The 16,705-nt window shown below is 71.9% G+C and carries 16 protein-coding genes; 11 read left to right on the top strand and 5 right to left on the bottom strand.

What is annotated here, in order from left to right:
* Window positions 1-9: 9 nt before the first annotated feature.
* The 5 genes from sufC to VHW64_RS02620 are packed head-to-tail and all read left to right on the top strand — an operon-like array spanning window position 10 to window position 3,527.
* Window positions 10-792 (top strand): Fe-S cluster assembly ATPase SufC, encoded by a 783-nt coding sequence (gene sufC / locus VHW64_RS02640; RefSeq protein ID WP_329648954.1) that lies wholly within the window; start codon window positions 10-12, stop codon window positions 790-792.
* Between the two features lie 25 nt (window positions 793-817).
* On the top strand, window positions 818-2,083 hold the full coding sequence (locus VHW64_RS02635; protein WP_329648953.1) for a cysteine desulfurase: 1,266 nt from the start codon (window positions 818-820) through the stop codon (window positions 2,081-2,083).
* 3 nt (window positions 2,084-2,086) lie between these two features.
* A complete protein-coding gene (gene sufU / locus VHW64_RS02630; protein ID WP_329648952.1) occupies window positions 2,087-2,551 on the top strand; it encodes a Fe-S cluster assembly sulfur transfer protein SufU in 465 nt (154 codons plus the stop codon).
* A 2-nt stretch (window positions 2,552-2,553) separates the two neighbouring features.
* Window positions 2,554-2,925, top strand: coding sequence for a metal-sulfur cluster assembly factor (locus VHW64_RS02625; protein WP_414690440.1), 372 nt, complete (start codon window positions 2,554-2,556; stop codon window positions 2,923-2,925).
* Window positions 2,926-2,984: 59 nt separating this feature from the next.
* Window positions 2,985-3,527: a pyridoxamine 5'-phosphate oxidase family protein gene (locus tag VHW64_RS02620; protein ID WP_329648951.1), complete on the top strand. Its 543-nt coding sequence runs from the start codon at window positions 2,985-2,987 to the stop codon at window positions 3,525-3,527.
* 3 nt (window positions 3,528-3,530) lie between these two features.
* Here VHW64_RS02620 and VHW64_RS02615 read toward each other — a convergent pair whose 3' ends face one another.
* A complete protein-coding gene (locus VHW64_RS02615) occupies window positions 3,531-4,397 on the bottom strand; it encodes a hypothetical protein (RefSeq protein ID WP_329648950.1) in 867 nt (288 codons plus the stop codon).
* A 180-nt stretch (window positions 4,398-4,577) separates the two neighbouring features.
* On the opposite strand from VHW64_RS02615, the gene VHW64_RS02610 reads away from it, so the two are divergent.
* Both VHW64_RS02610 and VHW64_RS02605 read left to right on the top strand, forming a co-directional pair.
* The gene (locus tag VHW64_RS02610) at window positions 4,578-5,321 is read left to right on the top strand and encodes a maleylpyruvate isomerase family mycothiol-dependent enzyme (protein ID WP_329648949.1); all 744 of its coding nucleotides are present in this window, start codon (window positions 4,578-4,580) and stop codon (window positions 5,319-5,321) included.
* A 16-nt stretch (window positions 5,322-5,337) separates the two neighbouring features.
* Window positions 5,338-5,946, top strand: coding sequence for an acVLRF1 family peptidyl-tRNA hydrolase (locus VHW64_RS02605; protein WP_329648948.1), 609 nt, complete (start codon window positions 5,338-5,340; stop codon window positions 5,944-5,946).
* A 15-nt stretch (window positions 5,947-5,961) separates the two neighbouring features.
* Here the strand turns inward: VHW64_RS02605 and VHW64_RS02600 are convergent, their stop codons facing one another.
* Window positions 5,962-7,305, bottom strand: coding sequence for a serine hydrolase domain-containing protein (locus tag VHW64_RS02600; protein WP_329648947.1), 1,344 nt, complete (start codon window positions 7,303-7,305; stop codon window positions 5,962-5,964).
* Window positions 7,306-7,408: 103 nt separating this feature from the next.
* Here VHW64_RS02600 and VHW64_RS02595 point away from each other — a divergent pair, with 103 nt between their 5' ends.
* A complete protein-coding gene (locus tag VHW64_RS02595; protein ID WP_329648946.1) occupies window positions 7,409-8,308 on the top strand; it encodes a phosphotransferase in 900 nt (299 codons plus the stop codon).
* Here the strand turns inward: VHW64_RS02595 and VHW64_RS02590 are convergent.
* Entirely contained in the window at window positions 8,305-9,504 is a 1,200-nt protein-coding gene (locus VHW64_RS02590) for a threonine synthase (RefSeq protein WP_329648945.1), read from the bottom strand. The genes VHW64_RS02595 and VHW64_RS02590 overlap by 4 nt on opposite strands.
* Entirely contained in the window at window positions 9,501-10,469 is a 969-nt protein-coding gene (gene ypfJ, locus VHW64_RS02585) for a KPN_02809 family neutral zinc metallopeptidase (RefSeq protein ID WP_329648944.1), read from the bottom strand. Before ypfJ ends, VHW64_RS02590 begins: the two co-directional genes overlap by 4 nt.
* A 62-nt stretch (window positions 10,470-10,531) precedes the next feature.
* Here ypfJ and VHW64_RS02580 point away from each other — a divergent pair, with 62 nt between their 5' ends.
* The 3 genes from VHW64_RS02580 to VHW64_RS02570 are packed head-to-tail and all read left to right on the top strand — an operon-like array spanning window position 10,532 to window position 14,864.
* Window positions 10,532-12,130 (top strand): ABC-F family ATP-binding cassette domain-containing protein, encoded by a 1,599-nt coding sequence (locus VHW64_RS02580; RefSeq protein ID WP_329648943.1) that lies wholly within the window; start codon window positions 10,532-10,534, stop codon window positions 12,128-12,130.
* Window positions 12,131-12,166: 36 nt separating this feature from the next.
* Window positions 12,167-12,961, top strand: a complete 795-nt coding sequence (locus VHW64_RS02575) for an enoyl-CoA hydratase/isomerase family protein (protein ID WP_329648942.1) — start codon at window positions 12,167-12,169, stop codon at window positions 12,959-12,961.
* A gap of 19 nt (window positions 12,962-12,980) precedes the next feature.
* Window positions 12,981-14,864 (top strand): ABC transporter ATP-binding protein, encoded by a 1,884-nt coding sequence (locus VHW64_RS02570; RefSeq protein WP_329648941.1) that lies wholly within the window; start codon window positions 12,981-12,983, stop codon window positions 14,862-14,864.
* 26 nt (window positions 14,865-14,890) lie between these two features.
* Here the strand turns inward: VHW64_RS02570 and VHW64_RS02565 are convergent, their stop codons facing one another.
* Complete coding sequence (locus VHW64_RS02565) at window positions 14,891-16,699, bottom strand: hypothetical protein (protein WP_329648940.1); 1,809 nt, start codon at window positions 16,697-16,699, stop codon at window positions 14,891-14,893.
* Between the last annotated feature and the right edge of the window lie 6 nt (window positions 16,700-16,705).

Genomic DNA, 16,705 nt, shown 5'->3' with positions numbered 1-16,705 from the left:
ACCCCCGCCATGAGCACCCCTGCGACAGGCTCAGGACACCGCCTCGAGATCAAGGACCTCCACGTCTCGGTGACCGCCGACGACGAGGAGAAGGAGATCCTGCGCGGGGTCACGCTGAGGATCCAGAGCGGCGAGACCCACGCGATCATGGGCCCCAACGGCTCGGGCAAGTCGACGCTGGCCTACTCGATCGCCGGTCACCCGAAGTACACCGTCACCTCCGGGTCGGTGACCCTCGACGGTCAGGACGTCCTCGCGATGACCGTGGACCAGCGGGCGCGCGCGGGCCTGTTCCTGGCCATGCAGTACCCCGTCGAGGTGCCCGGGGTCTCGGTCGCGAACTTCCTGCGCACCGCCAAGACCGCCGTCGACGGCGAGGCTCCGAAGCTGCGCACCTGGGTCAAGGACGTCAACGCCGCCCTGGGCCAGCTCGACCTCGACCCGACGTTCGCCCAGCGCTCGGTCAACGAGGGATTCTCGGGCGGGGAGAAGAAGCGGCACGAGATCGCCCAGCTCGAGCTGCTCGACCCGCTGGTCGCCGTGCTCGACGAGACTGACTCCGGGCTCGACATCGACGCCCTGAAGGTCGTCGCGGACGGCGTCAACAGGTTCCGGCAGCAGCAGGGCAAGGGCGTCCTGCTGATCACCCACTACACCCGGATCCTGCGCTACATCGAGCCCGACTACGTCCACGTGTTCGTGGCCGGGCGGATCGCCGAGCAGGGCGGGGCCGAGCTCGCCGACCAGCTCGAGGCCGAGGGCTACGACAAGTACGTCCGCGCGGCGGTCTGACCGTGGCGACCCGGGAGGAGAGGTGATGGAGGGTCTACTGCCCGATCTCGACGTGGTGCGCAAGGACTTCCCGATCCTCTCGCGCACCCTGGCCGGAGGTCGGCCGCTGGTCTACCTCGACTCGGCGAACACCTCGCAGAAGCCGCAGGTCGTCATCGACACGATGGTCGACCACCTCGAGCGGCACAACGCGAACATCGCCCGGGCGATGCACCAGCTCGGGGCCGAGTCGACCGAGGCCTACGAAGGCGCCAGAGACAAGGTGGCGGCGTTCCTCGGAGCGCCTGACCGGGACGAGGTCGTCTTCGCCAAGAACGCCACCGAGGCCCTGAACCTGGCTGCCAACACCCTGGCCTGGCCGGGGGAGCGGCGGGTCGGTCCCGGCGACGAGGTCGTCATCACCGAGATGGAGCACCACTCCAACATCGTCCCGTGGCAGCTGCTGTGCGAGCGCACCGGCGCGACGCTGCGATGGTTCGAGGTCACCGAGGAGGGCCGGCTGGACCTGACGCGCATCGAGGACCTGATCACCGAGCGCACCAAGGTCGTCTCGCTGGTGTGGGTCTCCAACATGCTCGGGACGATCAACCCGGTCGGGGAGATCGCGCGCAAGGCCCACGAGGTCGGCGCCCTGGTCGTGGTCGACGCCTCCCAGGCGGCTCCGCAGCTGCCGATCGACCTGGCCGCGATGCCGGACGACCAACGTCCGGACCTGCTCGCCTTCACCGGCCACAAGGTCGTCGGTCCCACCGGGATCGGCGTGCTGTGGGGTCGCCGAGCGGTACTCGACCAGCTGCCGCCGTTCCTGGGCGGCGGGGAGATGATCGAGACGGTGACGATGGCGGGCTCGACCTACGCACCCGTCCCGCACAAGTTCGAGGCCGGCACGCCGCCGATCGTGGAGGCCGTGGGCCTGGGTGCCGCCGTCGACTACCTGTCGGTGCTCGGCATGGACAACGTCCACCGCCACGAGCAGACGATCACCGCCTACGCGCTGGCGGGCCTGGGCACGGTCCCGGGCCTGCGGGTCCTCGGGCCCCTCGACGCCGCCCAGCGCGGTGGTGCGGTCTCGTTCGAGATCCCCGGCGTCCACCCGCACGACGTGGCCACCGTCCTGGACACCCTGGGCATCGCCGTACGAGCCGGGCACCACTGCGCGAAGCCGGCCCACCAGCGGTTCGGCGTCCAGAGCTCGACCCGGATGTCGTCGTACCTCTACACCACGCCGGCCGAGATCGACGCGCTCGTCGAGGGCCTGGAATACACCCGCAGCTACTTCAAGTTGGGTTGAGAGATGACTGCCGACCTCGACGCGCTGTACCAGGAGATCATCCTGGACCACTACAAGAACCCCCACCACCAGGGGTTGCGCGAGCCGTTCGAGGCGGAGGTCCATCACGTGAACCCCACCTGCGGTGACGAGGTGACGCTCAGGGTCCACCTGGCCGACGGGCCCGAGGGGGCTTTCGTCGAGGACGTCTCCTACGACGCCCTGGGCTGCTCCATCTCGCAGGCCTCGGCCTCGGTGCTCAGCGACCTGGTGATCGGCAAGCCCGTCGACCAGGCGATGGCCATCCACCAGGAGTTCCTGGCCCTGATGCAGGGCAAGGGCCAGGTCGAGCCCGACGAGGACGTGCTGGAGGACGGCATCGCCTTCGCCGGGGTCGCCAAGTTCCCGGCCCGCATCAAGTGCGCCTTGCTGTCCTGGATGGCCTGGAAGGACGCGACCACGACCGCCCAGCTGGAGGAGACGAAGTGACCATCGACCCCGTCGACCATGGCGAGCTTCCCGACGTACCCGCGGCTGCGGGCGTGGGTGGCTCGACCACCACCGTCGAGGACCTCACCGAGGCCCTCAAGGACGTCGTCGACCCCGAGCTGGGGATCAACGTCGTCGATCTCGGCCTGGTGTACGGCGTCCACCTCGACGGCGACACCAACGCGGTCATCGACATGACCCTCACCTCGGCGGCGTGCCCGCTGACCGACGTGATCGAGGACCAGACCAACACCGCCCTGGAGGGCTTGGTCAACGACGTCGCCATCAACTGGGTGTGGATGCCGCCGTGGGGCCCGGACAAGATCACCGACGACGGTCGCGACCAGCTCCGGGCGCTGGGGTTCAACGTCTAGGTCCAGGCCGTGAGGGGGAGCACGGACCCCCGACCGGGCCGCCTGCGAGACTTCTCGCCGTGGCGACGACGTACGACGCGATCTCCGACCGGCACCGAGACTTCATCGGGCGACAGCCGATGTTCTTCGTCGCGACCGCGGCGCGGGACGGCCGCGTCAACGTCTCGCCGAAGGGACTCGACTCCTTGCGGGTGCTCGGCGCCAACCGCGTGGTGTGGCTGAACGGCACCGGGTCGGGCAACGAGACGGCCGCGCACCTGCGCGATCTCGACCGGATGACGATCATGCTCTGCTCGTTCGTGCGCGAGCCGCTGATCATGCGGCTCTACGGCTCGGCCCGCGAGGTGCAGCGCGACAGCGCGGACTGGCCGGCGCTGTCGGGGCTCTTCCCGCCGATGCGTGGCGCCCGCCAGCTGTACGACGTGACCGTGGACCTGGTCCAGACCTCGTGCGGGTACGGCGTCCCGCTGATGGAGCAGGTCGGTCAGCGTGACCTGATGGACCGCTGGGCCGAGAGGAAGGACGAGGCGGGGCTCGCGGCGTACCAGGCGGAGAAGAACCTGCACAGCATCGACGGCTTCGAGACCGGCCTGCGCGTCTGAGCCTCAGCGACCGGCCAGCAGCCGGTTGAGGAGCTTGTCGACCAGGTACCCGCCGGAGAGCCCCGGTTGTGGCTTGCCGTCGACGGTCACCCCGATGAACGCGCACCCGGATGCCGCGACGTGGAAGACCGGGTCGGAGGTTCTGCCCAGGAAGCGCAGCCGGTCGGCGGCGCCGTCGTCGTTGGGGCAGTTGATCATGCCGTAGGCGTTGGTGGGTCGTAGCCCGTCGAGCGCCCGAGCCAGCTCGCGCACCGGCCGCCCGGTGAGCCGGAACCGTTGCGGCCGTGCGCCGATGCCGCTGACACGTGTCCCCACCACGGCGGTGGCGTCCTCCGGTGCCCGCTCCGCCGCCGTGCGCTGGGGGAGCCAGGTCGCCATCGCATCGACGCGGACGACGGAGTGGGAGTCGTCGAGCGGGAACACGCCCACCTGCTCCTCGAGGCCGTCGTAGAGGCGGGTGGCGCGTCCGTCGAACTCGACACCCTGGGAGGTGACCCCGTCGGGGCCGCTGGCGCTGGACGTGCCGCCCGGACTCTGGAGATCCGGTGGCCGGTGGGCCGAGAACCACTCGATGGCGGGCCCCAGCCCCAGCGCGACGACGTAGGTCCTGTGCAGCTGGACGAGGTTGTCGTCCAGCGGCGTGCTCTGTGGCCTCTTCCCTTGGGCCTCCTTCGCGGTCGCGGGGCGGATGCCGGGCGGCAGCGGGGCCGTGGCGAGGACATGCTCGACGGCGCGCATCGCGACCGCGCGCGGGCTGCTCCCGCCGGCGGCGGGCGGGTCCCCGGGCGGGCTCGTGGCGGTGGCGCGGGCCCCGCAGCCCGCGAGCAGGACAGCCGCCAGCGCGACCGTCGGTGCCGGGCTCCGCTTCATCACGCCTCCCGCATGCCGTGGTGCTGGCAGTGTGGCCGTACGCCGGCACTGGGACGAGGCCGATCCGGTCACGGTTCCGCACCGGATCGGTCACGGGTCGGGTGCCAGCGGCCCGTTACTCGGGTGCCAGCGGCCCGTTACTCGGGCGCGTCGCGGCGGCCGGGGTGCCACACTTCGCGCATGGACCTCGAGCAGCACCTCGCCGGTCTGCGCGAGGCGGTCGACGCCTTCGTGGGGTCTGCGACCACCGCCGGCCTCGCCGCGCCGGTGCCGACCACCCCCGACTGGGACGTGCGGCGCCTGGTCGTCCACCAGGGCCTGGTCCATCGCTGGGCGGCGGGGCAGGTCGTCGGCGCCGAGGTCGACCCGGACGAGGTGGAGCGCGACGGGCTGGCGGCGGCGGACCCGGTCGCCTGGCTCGCTGAGGGCGCCGTTGCGGTGGAGGAGACGCTGCGCGCCGCCCCCGACGACCTTCGGGCGCTGGTGTTCCTGGCGGACGCGCCGCCGCCCCGGCAGTTCTGGGCCCGACGGCAGTGCCACGAGACGACGATCCACGCGGTGGACGCCCTCTCGGCCGTGATCGGGCGCTACCCGAAGGCCGCGGACACCTGGATCGGCCGCGACCTGGCCCTCGACGGGATCGACGAGCTGCTGACCGGCTTCCTGCCACGCCCCCGGTCGCGGCTGCTCTCCGAGGAGCCGATGACGATCGCGGTCCTGCCGGAGGACGCCGACCAGCGCTGGCTGGTCGCGCTGAGCACCCAGCGGCCGGTCACGGCGCGCGGCCTCGGCGACGAGGACGCCGACGTCGTGCTGCGTGGCTCGGCGGTGGCGCTCTACCTGACCCTGTGGAACCGCAGCGACGAGGTCTCCGACGAGAGCCTCGACCTGTGGGCCGAGGGTGCCCGCGTCACGTGGGGCTGACGGGGGCCCGCGTCGGATGACCGAGGTGCTGGTCCCGGGCGTGCGGATGGTCCGGTGGGTCGAGAACTTCGCGACCCGGCACGGCGCCACGTCGTACGCCGTGCACGAGGGCACGCTGACCGGCGCGGCGGCCGACGGGTCCACCTTCTCCGCCCGCCTGCCGCTCGAGGCGACGTACGCCGGCCCGGCCGACCCGGGCGCCTTCGCGGCGGCCGTCGCGGCCCCGGACCGGTGGGGTGTCCTGCTGGTCCGCAAGGGCGGGTTCGCCGTCGCGCGCCTGGCCGGCGACGTCGTGGCGGAGCACAAGGTCGGCCAGCGACACGTCCAGGGACGCACCAAGGCGGGCGGTCAGAGCCAGCAGCGCTTCGCCCGGCGACGCGACAACCAGGCGAGGCAGGCCTTCGAGGCCGCGGCGGAGCACGCCGTCCGGCTGCTCGGCGGCCGTCCCCTGCCGGTCGTCACCGGCGGTGACCATGCGGCGGTCGACGAGGTGCTGGCCGACGCCCGGCTCGCCCACCTGTCCGTGGCCGGCCCCTGGCTCGCCGTTCCCGATCCCCGGCGCGGCGTGCTGGACAGCGCGGTCGCCGACGCGCTGTCGGTGCGCGTCGACGTCGTCAACGCCTGACGCGGAGCCGTTCCCTCAGCGCAGGTGCTCGCCGAACGCGATCGGCTCGCGGGTGAACAGGTACGTCGCCCAGTTGAGCTTGGGGACCGAGCCGTCGGCGTTGCGGGTGACCCGCAGGATCTCGCCGCGCTCCCGGCCGGCGATGTCGCGGTAGACGTCCTCCTCGACCTTGGCGAAGCGCGACGGCGCCAGCTTGGCCGCCGCGGGCTTGTCGACCCGGGCCCGGAGCTCACCCTGCTCGACCCAGAAGACGAACGGCTGACCCTCGGAGAACCATCGTCCCAGCAGGCCCCGGAACTCCTCGGGCACCGAGGTGCCCGGCTGCCAGGGCTCCGGCTCGAGCGGGTCGTGGTCGGCCACGAGGTCGGCCAGCTCGATGGCGAACACGTCGGGCGGGACCGGCGCGCTGTTGTTCATCAGCGCGATCCCGCCAGTGCCCGACTCGCGGTGGGTGAAGACGCCGGTGATGTGACCCGGCATGCCACCCGTGTGCCCGACGTAGGTGCGGTCGCCCTTGCGCACCAGGAAGAAGCCGAGCCCCATCGCGGCGTTCCAGCTCTCGGGCGTGAGCAGGATCTGCGGCTGGCACATCTCCTCGAGCGTGTCGGCCGAGAGCAGGTCGCCGGGGTCCGCGACGAACGCCGACCAGGTCGCCAGGTCGTTGGCGGTGCTCGCGAGGCCGCCGCACGGAGCCAACCCTCGCAGGTCCATCACCGGCTCCTCGCGGGGGACGTCGTCGTAGGCCGGCACGTAGTAGCCCTGCACGTGCGGCCCGCTGTCGAAGCCGTTGCTCGTGCGCGTCATCCCCAGCGGCGTCAGCAGCCGCGTCGCCAGCGACTCGGTCCAGGGACGCTGGTCGAGCACCTCGACCAGCTGGCCGAGCATCGCGTAGACGACGTTGGAGTAGTGCCAGTGGTGGTGGGGCTTGAGCACTCGCTCGACGTCGTCGAAGTCGCGCCGCAGCTCCTTGGCCGTGGGGTTCTCCAGGGTCTCCCAGACGTCGCCGAGGGGCTCGCGGGCCATGCCCGAGACGTGCGACAGGCACTGCCGGACGGTGAGCGGGTGGGAGACCTCGGGCACGTGGTCGCCCAGCAGGTCGTCGAGGGAGAGCCGTCCCTCGTCGCGCAGCTGCATCACCATCACCGCGACGAAGGTCTTGGTGTTCGAGGCGATCAGGAACTGGTCGTCGGGACCGGGTGCCGGCTCCGCTCCCACCCGGGCCTGCCCGACGCCCTCGCCCCAGACCAGGGAGCCGCCGCGGGCCACGCCGGCGAACAACCCGGGCACTCTGCCCTCGCGCTGCTTGTCGAGGGCGATGTGGTGCAGGGAGCGGCTGGTCGACTCGAGCAAGGTGGTCACGGGGCGAACCTACGACACTGGTTCCTGCTCCTGGCCGCGACACTTCTGGTCGTGGGAGCCAGGTGGCGCCACCACGAGCGTGACATCGGCTAGCGTCCGGTCCATGTGGGAGCCCGATCCGGCCTGGCTCGCCGTGACCGGCGGCACGGGGACCTCGACCATCGGCGTGTGGCGCACCGAGCGCGACGGCCGGCCGCTCGTCGTGAAGCGCCTCGCCCTGCCGGCACCCGACGACCCGGTGGAGTACTCCGACCCGCACCACTTCGCCTACTGGCGGCGTGAGGCCGACGTGGCCATCAGCGGTGTCACCGCGGAGACACCGGGGCTCCGAGCGACGCCCACCGACGTCGCGGAGGACGACGAGGGCATCACCTTGACCAGTGAGTGGGTCGAGGACGCCGCGCTCAACGGGCTCTACGTCGCGCACGCGCTGGGCAGGTTCGCCGGTGCGGACCTGGGGCGGCACCGCTGGCTGGCCGTGGGCCAGCTGCGCGACCGGATGCACCGGGTCGATCGTCGCGGCGGGTGGCCGACGCTCGCGCGGACCACGGTCGCCGACGTCGCCGAGCGGCTGTGGTCTCGGCGCGAGACCCTGCTGCGCGAGCTCGACGCCCTGCCGCAGCTCCCGCAGCACGGCGACCCGGCCGCGCAGAACCTCCCCGGGCGCCACGGCGACGACATCGTCGCGATCGACTGGAGCACGCTGGGGCACGGCCCGGTCGGTGCGGACCTCGGCCTGTTCCTCCAGAACGCCCGTGAGGATGCCGAGCCGCTGCTCGACGCCTACCTCCTGGGGCTTCCTGACGGGGTGGCGACCGGCGAGGAGGCCGCGCTGGGCATGCGCATCAGTGCGGCCTATACCGCGCTCTCGCGCGCCGAGTGGGCGTTGGCTCGGGTCGCCCACGGCGAGGGCGCGTTGGCCGGGAAGTACCGCCACCCCGCCGTCGCGCCGTACCTGAGGCGCCTCCAGCGCCAGTTCCCTCTCGTCGAGGCGCTCCTCTAGCGGGGCAGCACCGGGACGTCGACGGTCATGGTCTCAGGGTACTTCGAGCCCGCCCCGGTGTTGAGGACGACCACCCGCTCGCCGGCGTCGAGCCAGCCGCTCGCGCGCAGCCGCCGGACCGCGGCCAGGCAGGCCGCGCCCTCCGGGCAGATCCAGGTGCCCTCCTGCCGAGCCAGGCTCGCCAGCTCCGCCAGGATCGTGTCGTCGTCGACCGCGACCGCCGTCCCGTCGGACTCGCGCACCGCCTGGAGCACCAGGAAGTCACCCAGCGCCTTCGGGACGTTGATGCCGAAGGCGATGGTGTGGGTGCCTTCGCGAAGCGTGCTCTCGTCGAGCCCGGCCTCGTAGGCCTCGACGATCGGCTGGCAGCCCCTCGCCTGGACCGCGACGAGTCGGGGCAGGCGCGCGCCGATCCAGCCCAGCTCGCGCATCTCCAGCATCGCCTTGTGGATGCCGATGATGCCGACCCCGCCGCCGGCGGGGTAGACGATGACGTCGGGTACCCGCCAGCCGAGCTGCTCGGCGATCTCGTAGCCCATCGTCTTCTTGCCCTCGATGCGATAGGGCTCCTTGAGGGTCGAGACCTCCTGGTAGCCGCTCCGCTCCTCGACCGCGGCCTGCACCAGCGCGCCGGCGTGGTTGATCAGGCCGTCGACGAGGTACAGCTCGGCGCCGGCGGCAACACACTCGCGCCGGGTGATCTCCGGAGCGTCGACCGGCATCATGACCAGGCTGCCCAGGCCGGCCCGCGCGGCGTACACCGACCAGGCGGCGCCGGCGTTGCCGTTGGTCGGCATCGCCACGGCAAGGACGCCGAGCTCGCGGGCGCGGGAGACGCCGACCGCGGCGCCCCGCGCCTTGAAGGTGCCGGTCGGGAGCAGGCCCTCGTCCTTCATCAGGAGACCGGGCACGCCGATGGACGCGCCGTACGCCGGGAGGGGCAGCAGCGGCGTCATGCCCTCACCGAGGGTGGTGACGTGGGCGCGGTCTCGGACGGGCAGCACCTCGTGGTAGCGCCAGAGCGTCGGCGGCCGGCTGGCGATGCCCTCCCTGGTCACCGCCGACCGGACGCCGGCCAGGTCGTAGCGCGCGAGCAGCGGTGCGCCGACCTCGCTGAGCCCCTGCACCTGGTCGGCGCCGTACGACGTGCCGGTGCGCGAGCACTCGAGGTGGGAGAGGAAGGAGTAGGGCGTCACTCGACGTTCTGGCCGTTGAAGGTGTTGCAGGCGCTCAGGGTGCCGTTCTGGTAGCCGACGGTGAACCAGCGGACCCGCGCCGCCGAGGACCCGTGGGTCCACTGCTCGGGGCTGACCTGGCCGGTGGTCTCCTTCTGGATGGTGTCGTCGCCCACCGACTTGGCGGCGGCGATGGCGTCCTGGACGTCTTGCTGGCTCAGGTCCTGGATCAGGACGTTGCCCTGGCTGTCCTCGGTGGTGGTCGCGCTCTTGGTCCACATCCCGGCGTAGCAGTCGGCCTGGAGCTCCAGGCGCACCGAGTCGCTGTTCGGCCCCTGCTGGGTCCTCACCTTGCTCATGGTCCCGAGGAGGTTCTGGATGTGGTGCCCGAACTCGTGGGCGATGACGTAGGGCTCCACGAAGGCGCCCGACGGCCCGTTCAGCTGCTGCTGGAGGATGTCGTGGAAGAACGACGGGTCGAAGTAGATCGTCTGGTCGGTGGGGCAGTAGAAGGGTCCCATCGCCGCCTGGGCGGTGCCGCAGCCGCCGGCCGTCGACCCCGAGAAGGTCACGATCGCGGCCTCGGGCTTGAAGGTGGTGCTCGCAGACTGCTGGGCCAGGGTCTGCTTCCAGTAGTCGACCAGGGAGTTCTCGACGGCGACGACCCCGCAGGTGGTGGGGTGCTCGTTGGCGTCCTCGCCCGTCGTGCAGCCCTGGTAGGCCGTGCTGTCGCCGCCCTGGAACCTGCTGGTGGTGTAGCCGCTGGCCCCGGCCCCGCTCACGGCCCCGGTCAGGTCGATCCCGCTGCACTGGCTGACGATCAGCACCACGATGATCAGGACCAGGCCGACACCGCCGCCGGCCTTGGTGCCGCCCGGCAGGGGGATCCGCATCCCGGGGCCGCCCAGACCGCCGCCCCCGCCGCCACCGCTGCCGCCCTCGCGCACCCGGCTCGTGTCGAGTCGCGCCTTCGGGTTGAACCGCATCGTGACTCCTAGTCGAGGGGCCGCACGGGCCGCTGGGCAGGCGCCCTAGACTAGCCAGCCTGATGATCAGTGCCCAGCAGCTCGAAGTTCGGGCCGGGGCGAGGTTGCTGATGCACGACGTCTCCTTCCGGGTCGGGCCGGGGGACAAGGTCGGACTGGTCGGGCGCAACGGAGCCGGCAAGACCACCTTGACCCGGATCCTGGCCGGCGAGTCCCTGCCGGCGTCGGGACAGGTGACCTCCACCGGCTCGGTCGGCTACCTGCCCCAGGACCCCCGCACCGGCGACCCCGACGTTCCCGTGCGCGAGCGGATCCTGTCCGCGCGCGGCCTCGACGACGTCGTACGCCGGCTGCGCTCGGCCGAGGTCGAGATGGCCAGCGACCAGCCCGCGGTGCGCGAGCGGGCGATGCGGCGCTACGAGCGGGCCGACGCGGACCTGCACGCCGGGGGTGGCTACGCCGCCGAGGCCGAGGCCTCCCAGATCGCTGCCTCGCTCGGCATCGAGGAGCGGCTGATGACCCAGCCGCTGCGCACTCTCTCGGGTGGTCAGCGGCGCCGCGTCGAGCTCGCGCGGATCCTCTTCTCCGGCGCCGAGACGCTGCTGCTCGACGAGCCGACCAACCACCTCGACGCCGACTCGGTGATCTGGCTCCGCGAGTTCCTGCGGTCCCACCGAGGCGGGCTGGTCGTGATCAGCCACGACACGGCCCTGCTCGAGCTGACCGTGACCAAGGTCTTCCACCTCGACGCCAACCGGCAGGAGATCGACGTCTACAACATGGGCTGGGCGGCGTACCTCAGCCAGCGCGAGACCGACGAGCGGCGACGCAAGCGCGAGCGTCAGAACGCCGAGAAGAAGGCCGACGCGCTGCTCGACCAGGCCTCGAAGATGCGGGCGAAGGCGACCAAGGCCCAGGCGGCGCACAACATGATGCGCCGGGCGGAGAAGATGCTCAGCGGAGTCGAGGCCGACCGGCGCGGCGACCGCGTGGCCCGGATCAAGTTCCCGGACCCCGCGCCGTGCGGGCGCACGCCGCTCACGGCGTCCGAGCTGTCGAAGTCCTACGGCTCCCTGGAGGTGTTCACCGACGTCGACCTCGCCATCGACAAGGGCTCCCGGGTCGTCATCCTGGGTCTGAACGGCGCCGGCAAGACGACCTTGCTACGGATCCTGGGCGGCGTGGACAAGGCCGACACGGGCGAGGTGGAGCCCGGTCACGGGCTGAAGCTCGGGTACTACGCCCAGGAGCACGAGACGCTCGACACCGGCCGGACCGTCCTGGAGAACATGCGCAGCGCGGCGCCGTCCCTCACCGACACCGAGACGCGCTCGGTGCTGGGCTCGTTCCTCTTCTCCGGCGACGACGTGGGCAAGCCCGCCAGCGTCCTGTCCGGAGGCGAGAAGACCCGTCTCGCGCTGGCCATCCTGGTGGTCTCCAGCGCGAACGTCCTGCTGCTCGACGAGCCGACCAACAACCTCGACCCCGCCTCCCGCGAGGAGGTGCTCGCGGCGATCCGCGGCTACCAGGGAGCGATCGTGCTGGTCACCCACGACGAGGGCGCCGTCCGCGCCCTCGACCCGGACCGCGTCCTGATCCTTCCCGACGGCGTCGAGGACCTCTGGAACGACTCCTACGCCGACCTCGTCTCCCTCGCCTGACGGCGCCTGTCCGAGCCCCCACCTACAGTGGCGGCCATGACGCCCGAGGAGCTCGCCGCCGCCGGCCTGACCTACGCCGTGTCGGGCGAGGTCGCCACCGTCACGCTGAGCCGCCCCGAGGTTCGCAACGCGCAGACGCCTGCGATGTGGCGCGCGCTCGCTGCCATCGGGGAGGAGATCCCCGACCAGGTGCGCGTGGTCGTCGTCCGGGGCCAGGGCGCGAGCTTCTCGGCCGGTCTCGACCGCGCGATGCTCGACCCGCGGGCTGCGGTCGAGGATCCCGAGTCGATCGCCGGGCTGCTGTCCCGACCCGAGGCGGAGGTCGACGCCACGGTCGACCGCTTCCAGCAGGGGTTCACCTGGCTGCGCGACCCCCGGTTCGTCTCGGTCGCGGTCGTCCAGGGCCATGCCATCGGCGCCGGCTTCCAGCTTGCGCTGGCCTGTGACCTGAGGGTGGTCGCCGCCGATGCACAGTTCTGCATGAAGGAGCCGGCCCTCGGTCTGGTCCCTGACCTCACCGGAACAAAGCCGCTGGTGGCGTGCGTTGGGTATGCCAGGGCGCTGGAGATCTGCGCGACGGCACGCGTGGTCGGTGCGCCCGAGGCTCTGGAGATCGGGCTGGCGACCATGCTGTGCCCGGTCTCCGAGCTCGACGGCGCGCTGGCCGACCTGGTCGGGGCGCTGACCGCACCGATGGCCGGGGCGGTGCGAGAGACGAAGGCGCTGCTCCAGACGGCGGCGGACAGCTCGCTGGACGAGCAGCGCCGCCTGGAGCGCGCGGCGCAGGTGCGCCGGTTCCGCGAACTGGCCGACCTCCTGGCCGACGGCTGAGCGAGAGAGAGATACCCGGATGTCGAGCATCGGACCGATGGCCTGGCGCACGCTGCGCTCCGACCGCGCGATCCTGGAGAACCGGATCGAGCGTCAGACGCTGAAGCGGGTCATCGAGTTCTCCAAGCCCCACCGACGGCTGATCGGGTTCTTCCTGGTGGGCACCGTCCTGGACGCGGGGCTCGTGGTGGTCCCACCGCTGTTCATGCAGCGGCTGGTCGACCAGGGCATCCTGGGCCACGACGTCTCGGTCGTGGTCTGGCTCGCCGTCGGGATCGCGCTGGCCGCCCTCGCCGACGCCCTGCTCGGGATGTTCACCGGATACCTCTCGAGCCGGATCGGCGAGGGCCTGATCTACGACCTGCGCACCCGCGTCTTCGCCCACGTCCAGCGCCAGTCGCTGGCGTTCTTCACCCGCACCCAGACCGGCGCGCTGGTGAGCCGCCTCAACAACGACGTCATCGGCGCCCAGAGCGCGTTCACGTCCACGCTCTCGGGCACCGTCTCCAACGCGGTGTCGGTGGTGGTCGTCGGCGTCACGATGCTCGCCCTGAGCTGGCAGGTCACGCTGCTGTGCCTGCTGCTGTTCCCGCTCCTGCTGCTCACCTCGCGCTGGGTGAGCGGCCGGATGGCCGTGCTGACCCGCGACCGCATGGACGGCAACGCCGCGATGGGCAACGCGATGACCGAGCGGTTCAACGTCGGCGGCGCGATGCTGCTCAAGCTCTTCGGCCACCGCGAGACCGAGGATGCCCGGTTCGCCGACAAGGCCGGCACCGTGCGCGACCTCGGCATCAGGATCTCGGTGCTCACCCGCGTCTTCTTCACCGTGATGACCCTGGTGCCGTCCCTGGCGATGGCGCTGGTGTACGGCGTCGGCGGGTACCTCGCCGTCCAGGGACACCTCTCGGTCGGCACCTTGATCGCCCTGGGCGCGCTGCTCCTGCGGCTGCTCGGGCCCCTCCAGGCGCTGTCCAACGTCCGCGTCGACGTGATGACGGCGCTGGTCAGCTTCGACCGCGTCTTCGAGGTGCTCGACCTGCCGTCCCTGATCCAGGAGTCGCCCGACGCCGTGGTCCTCCCGCCGACCGCGTCGTCGGTGGCGTTCGACGACGTCTCCTTCGGGTATCCGCGGGCCCAGGACGTCTCGCTGGCCTCGCTCGAGACCGTGGCCCGGGCGGAGTCGCGCGACAGCGGCACGGTGCTCCACCACGTGTCGTTCGCCGTCGAGCCCGGACAGATGGTGGCGCTGGTGGGTCCGTCGGGTGCCGGCAAGACCACGGCCACCCACCTCGTCGCGCGGCTGTACGACGCCACCTCGGGTCGGGTTCTGGTCGGTGGTGAGGACGTGCGCGACGTGACCCTGCAGTCGCTCGAGGACGTCGTGGGGTACGTCACCCAGGACGCCCACATGTTCCACGACACCATCCGCGAGAACCTGCTCTACGCGCGCCCCGCGGCCACCGACGAGGAGATCTGGGCAGCCCTCGGGGCCGCGCAGATCGCGCCCCTGGTCAGCAACCTCCCCGACGGTCTCGAGACCGTGGTCGGCGATCGGGGCTACCGCCTCTCCGGCGGCGAGCGGCAGCGCCTCGCGATCGCCCGGCTGCTGCTGAAGGCACCGGCGGTCGTCGTCCTCGACGAGGCGACCGCCCATCTCGACAGTGAGTCCGAGGTCGCGGTGCAGCGGGCACTGGACGCGGCCCTGGAGGGCCGGACGTCGCTGGTGATCGCGCACCGGCTGTCCACGGTGCGCGACGCCGACCTGATCCTGGTGCTGGAGGCCGGCCAGATCGTCCAGCAGGGCACCCATGCCCAGCTGCTCGCCCAGGGCGGGCTGTACGCCGACCTCTACCGCACCCAGTTCCTGCCCGGACCCGGGCGGGAGGACGTCCCCGCCTGATCCGAGACGGCGGCCGCGTCCTCCCACTAGCGCGTCTCGTGAGGATCGCGCTCGAGCTCGGCCAGGGTGTGGAAGAAGGCGTGACCGACGGCCCTGCGCGCGGCCTTGCCGACATGCTGCCCGGTGCCGGCGAACGGCACGAAGTAGACCAGACAGCGAGGGCGCATCACCTCGATCATCGTCAGCGCCAGGGGGAACGGGCTGACCTCGCTCAGCGGCGACTCCTCGTTGCCGCGCCAGACGGTGGCGAACTCCTCCTGGACTGCCAAGAAGCCCACCGGCTGGACCAGCCAGAAGCCCACGCCCAGACCCTCGACCTCGGGGGTCCTCGCCGTCAGCTGCGCCTCGATCCGCCGCGCGCCGGCGTTGTGGTGCGTCTCGGACATGGCGCCCAGCGTCGCGTTGAGGCGCGCGGGGAGCTCGGCCAGCATGATCGCCGCGGCCTCCCGGCTCGCGGCACTCACCAGATAGTCCGAGACCTCGGGCGCCGGTGCTCGGTCCACCAGCGCGGCCACGGGTCCGGGGTTCTGGTGGGTGCGGGCCAGGAACTCGTGGTAGTTGCGCCAGGCGGGGACCGGCTCGAGCACGTAGCCGTCGCACACGTCGTGCAGACGCAGCACCATGCGCGCCCGCGCCGACTGGGCGTCGGAGCCGGACTCGCTCAGGGCGGTCAGGGGGGCCCGCGAGTCTCGCAACCAGGTCAGGAAGTCGACGTCGTCCCGGCACCGCCGAAGCGGCGCGACGGCGTCTGCCGCCGCGGCGACGTAGTCGAGGTCCGGCATCACGGCCCGCAGGCGGGTCACCGCCTCGTGCGGCTCGTCCTCGTCGGACGAGCTGACCAGGTCGAAGATCCCTTCGGCGCAGCGGCTCAGGGCGGCGTCCGCGGCGACACCGGCGTGATGGTGGATGACCCAGCGGTAGTGCTGGGCGCGTTGTACCAGCAGGGTCTCGAACGCCGAGATGGCCCGGGCGCCCAGGCCGATCCGCCAGCCCCCGGGCACCTCCGGCAGCTCGTGCAGCTCGAGGCTGTCCACCAGGCGGCGCCAGTCGACGGCGCCCAGCTCGGTGCCGGCGCCGAGCCCGTCTCGCATCAGGTAGTCGAGTCGGTCGACGTCGAACTGGCCGTCGATGATCGCGTGCAGGCAGTGCGACCAGTCGTCTCCCGAGCGGTCCGAGAGCACCGCCCTGACGAACACCCGGGGTAGGTGGGCGAAGCACGCGTCGGGCAGTGCGTCGAAGATCGTCAGCCCCGCCCACTCGTGGAACTGGGCGTGACCGCTGGCAGCGGCGTACTCGGCCTGGTCGCGACCGGCCGCAGGCCCCATGACCTCCTCGATCCGCGCCCGGTAGAAGTCCTCCATGGTGTGCGAGAACGGCGGGTGCCCGAGATCGTGAACCAGCCCGACCGCCGCCACGACCAGACCGACCACGCGGGGGAAGTCCCGCCACAGCGCGGTGTCCTCGATCTGGTCGCCGGCCAGCCAGCGGGCCGTGCAGTCGTCGGGCTCGGGAATGCCGCGGAGCTCGCCGACGACCTCGCGGGCGAAGCGCGGCCGTGCCTGCTCCTCGCAGTTGCGCCACGCGCTCCGCCAACCCTTGACCGCAAGGTGCATGGTGCCGAGCCCGTGCTCGTAGCGCGACCCGTTCAGCGACGGGTAGCGCGTGTTGGCGCGGGAGGTCTGGGAGATGTTCCGCAGCCGCTGCACGGCCGGTGACGCGAGGAGCGCCTCGAGTTCGCCCGGCACCTCGACGTAGTCGTGCACCGGGTCTCGGACGACGCGCCGGCGCGGGGTCGGGTCGGTCGCGTCGAGCCCGCCGGCCAGCCTCTCGACCATGGCCGA

This window comes from Nocardioides sp. (assembly GCF_036267815.1).
Taxonomy (GTDB): Bacteria; Actinomycetota; Actinomycetes; order Propionibacteriales; family Nocardioidaceae; genus Nocardioides.
This window is presented reverse-complemented; position numbering and strand designations above follow the sequence as displayed.

Bases quoted from the DNA above. Each gene is read 5' to 3' on its own strand.
- sufC (WP_329648954.1), top strand. From the start codon at position 10: ATGAGCACCCCTGCGACAGGCTCAGGACACCGCCTCGAGATCAAGGAC.
- VHW64_RS02635 (WP_329648953.1), top strand. From the start codon at position 818: ATGGAGGGTCTACTGCCCGATCTCGACGTGGTGCGCAAGGACTTCCCG.
- sufU (WP_329648952.1), top strand. From the start codon at position 2,087: ATGACTGCCGACCTCGACGCGCTGTACCAGGAGATCATCCTGGACCAC.
- VHW64_RS02615 (WP_329648950.1), bottom strand. From the start codon at position 4,397: ATGAAGCGGAGCCCGGCACCGACGGTCGCGCTGGCGGCTGTCCTGCTC.
- VHW64_RS02610 (WP_329648949.1), top strand. From the start codon at position 4,578: ATGGACCTCGAGCAGCACCTCGCCGGTCTGCGCGAGGCGGTCGACGCC.
- VHW64_RS02605 (WP_329648948.1), top strand. From the start codon at position 5,338: ATGACCGAGGTGCTGGTCCCGGGCGTGCGGATGGTCCGGTGGGTCGAG.
- VHW64_RS02595 (WP_329648946.1), top strand. From the start codon at position 7,409: ATGTGGGAGCCCGATCCGGCCTGGCTCGCCGTGACCGGCGGCACGGGG.
- ypfJ (WP_329648944.1), bottom strand. From the start codon at position 10,469: ATGCGGTTCAACCCGAAGGCGCGACTCGACACGAGCCGGGTGCGCGAG.
- VHW64_RS02580 (WP_329648943.1), top strand. From the start codon at position 10,532: ATGATCAGTGCCCAGCAGCTCGAAGTTCGGGCCGGGGCGAGGTTGCTG.
- VHW64_RS02575 (WP_329648942.1), top strand. From the start codon at position 12,167: ATGACGCCCGAGGAGCTCGCCGCCGCCGGCCTGACCTACGCCGTGTCG.
- VHW64_RS02570 (WP_329648941.1), top strand. From the start codon at position 12,981: ATGTCGAGCATCGGACCGATGGCCTGGCGCACGCTGCGCTCCGACCGC.
- VHW64_RS02565 (WP_329648940.1), bottom strand. From the start codon at position 16,699: ATGGTCGAGAGGCTGGCCGGCGGGCTCGACGCGACCGACCCGACCCCG.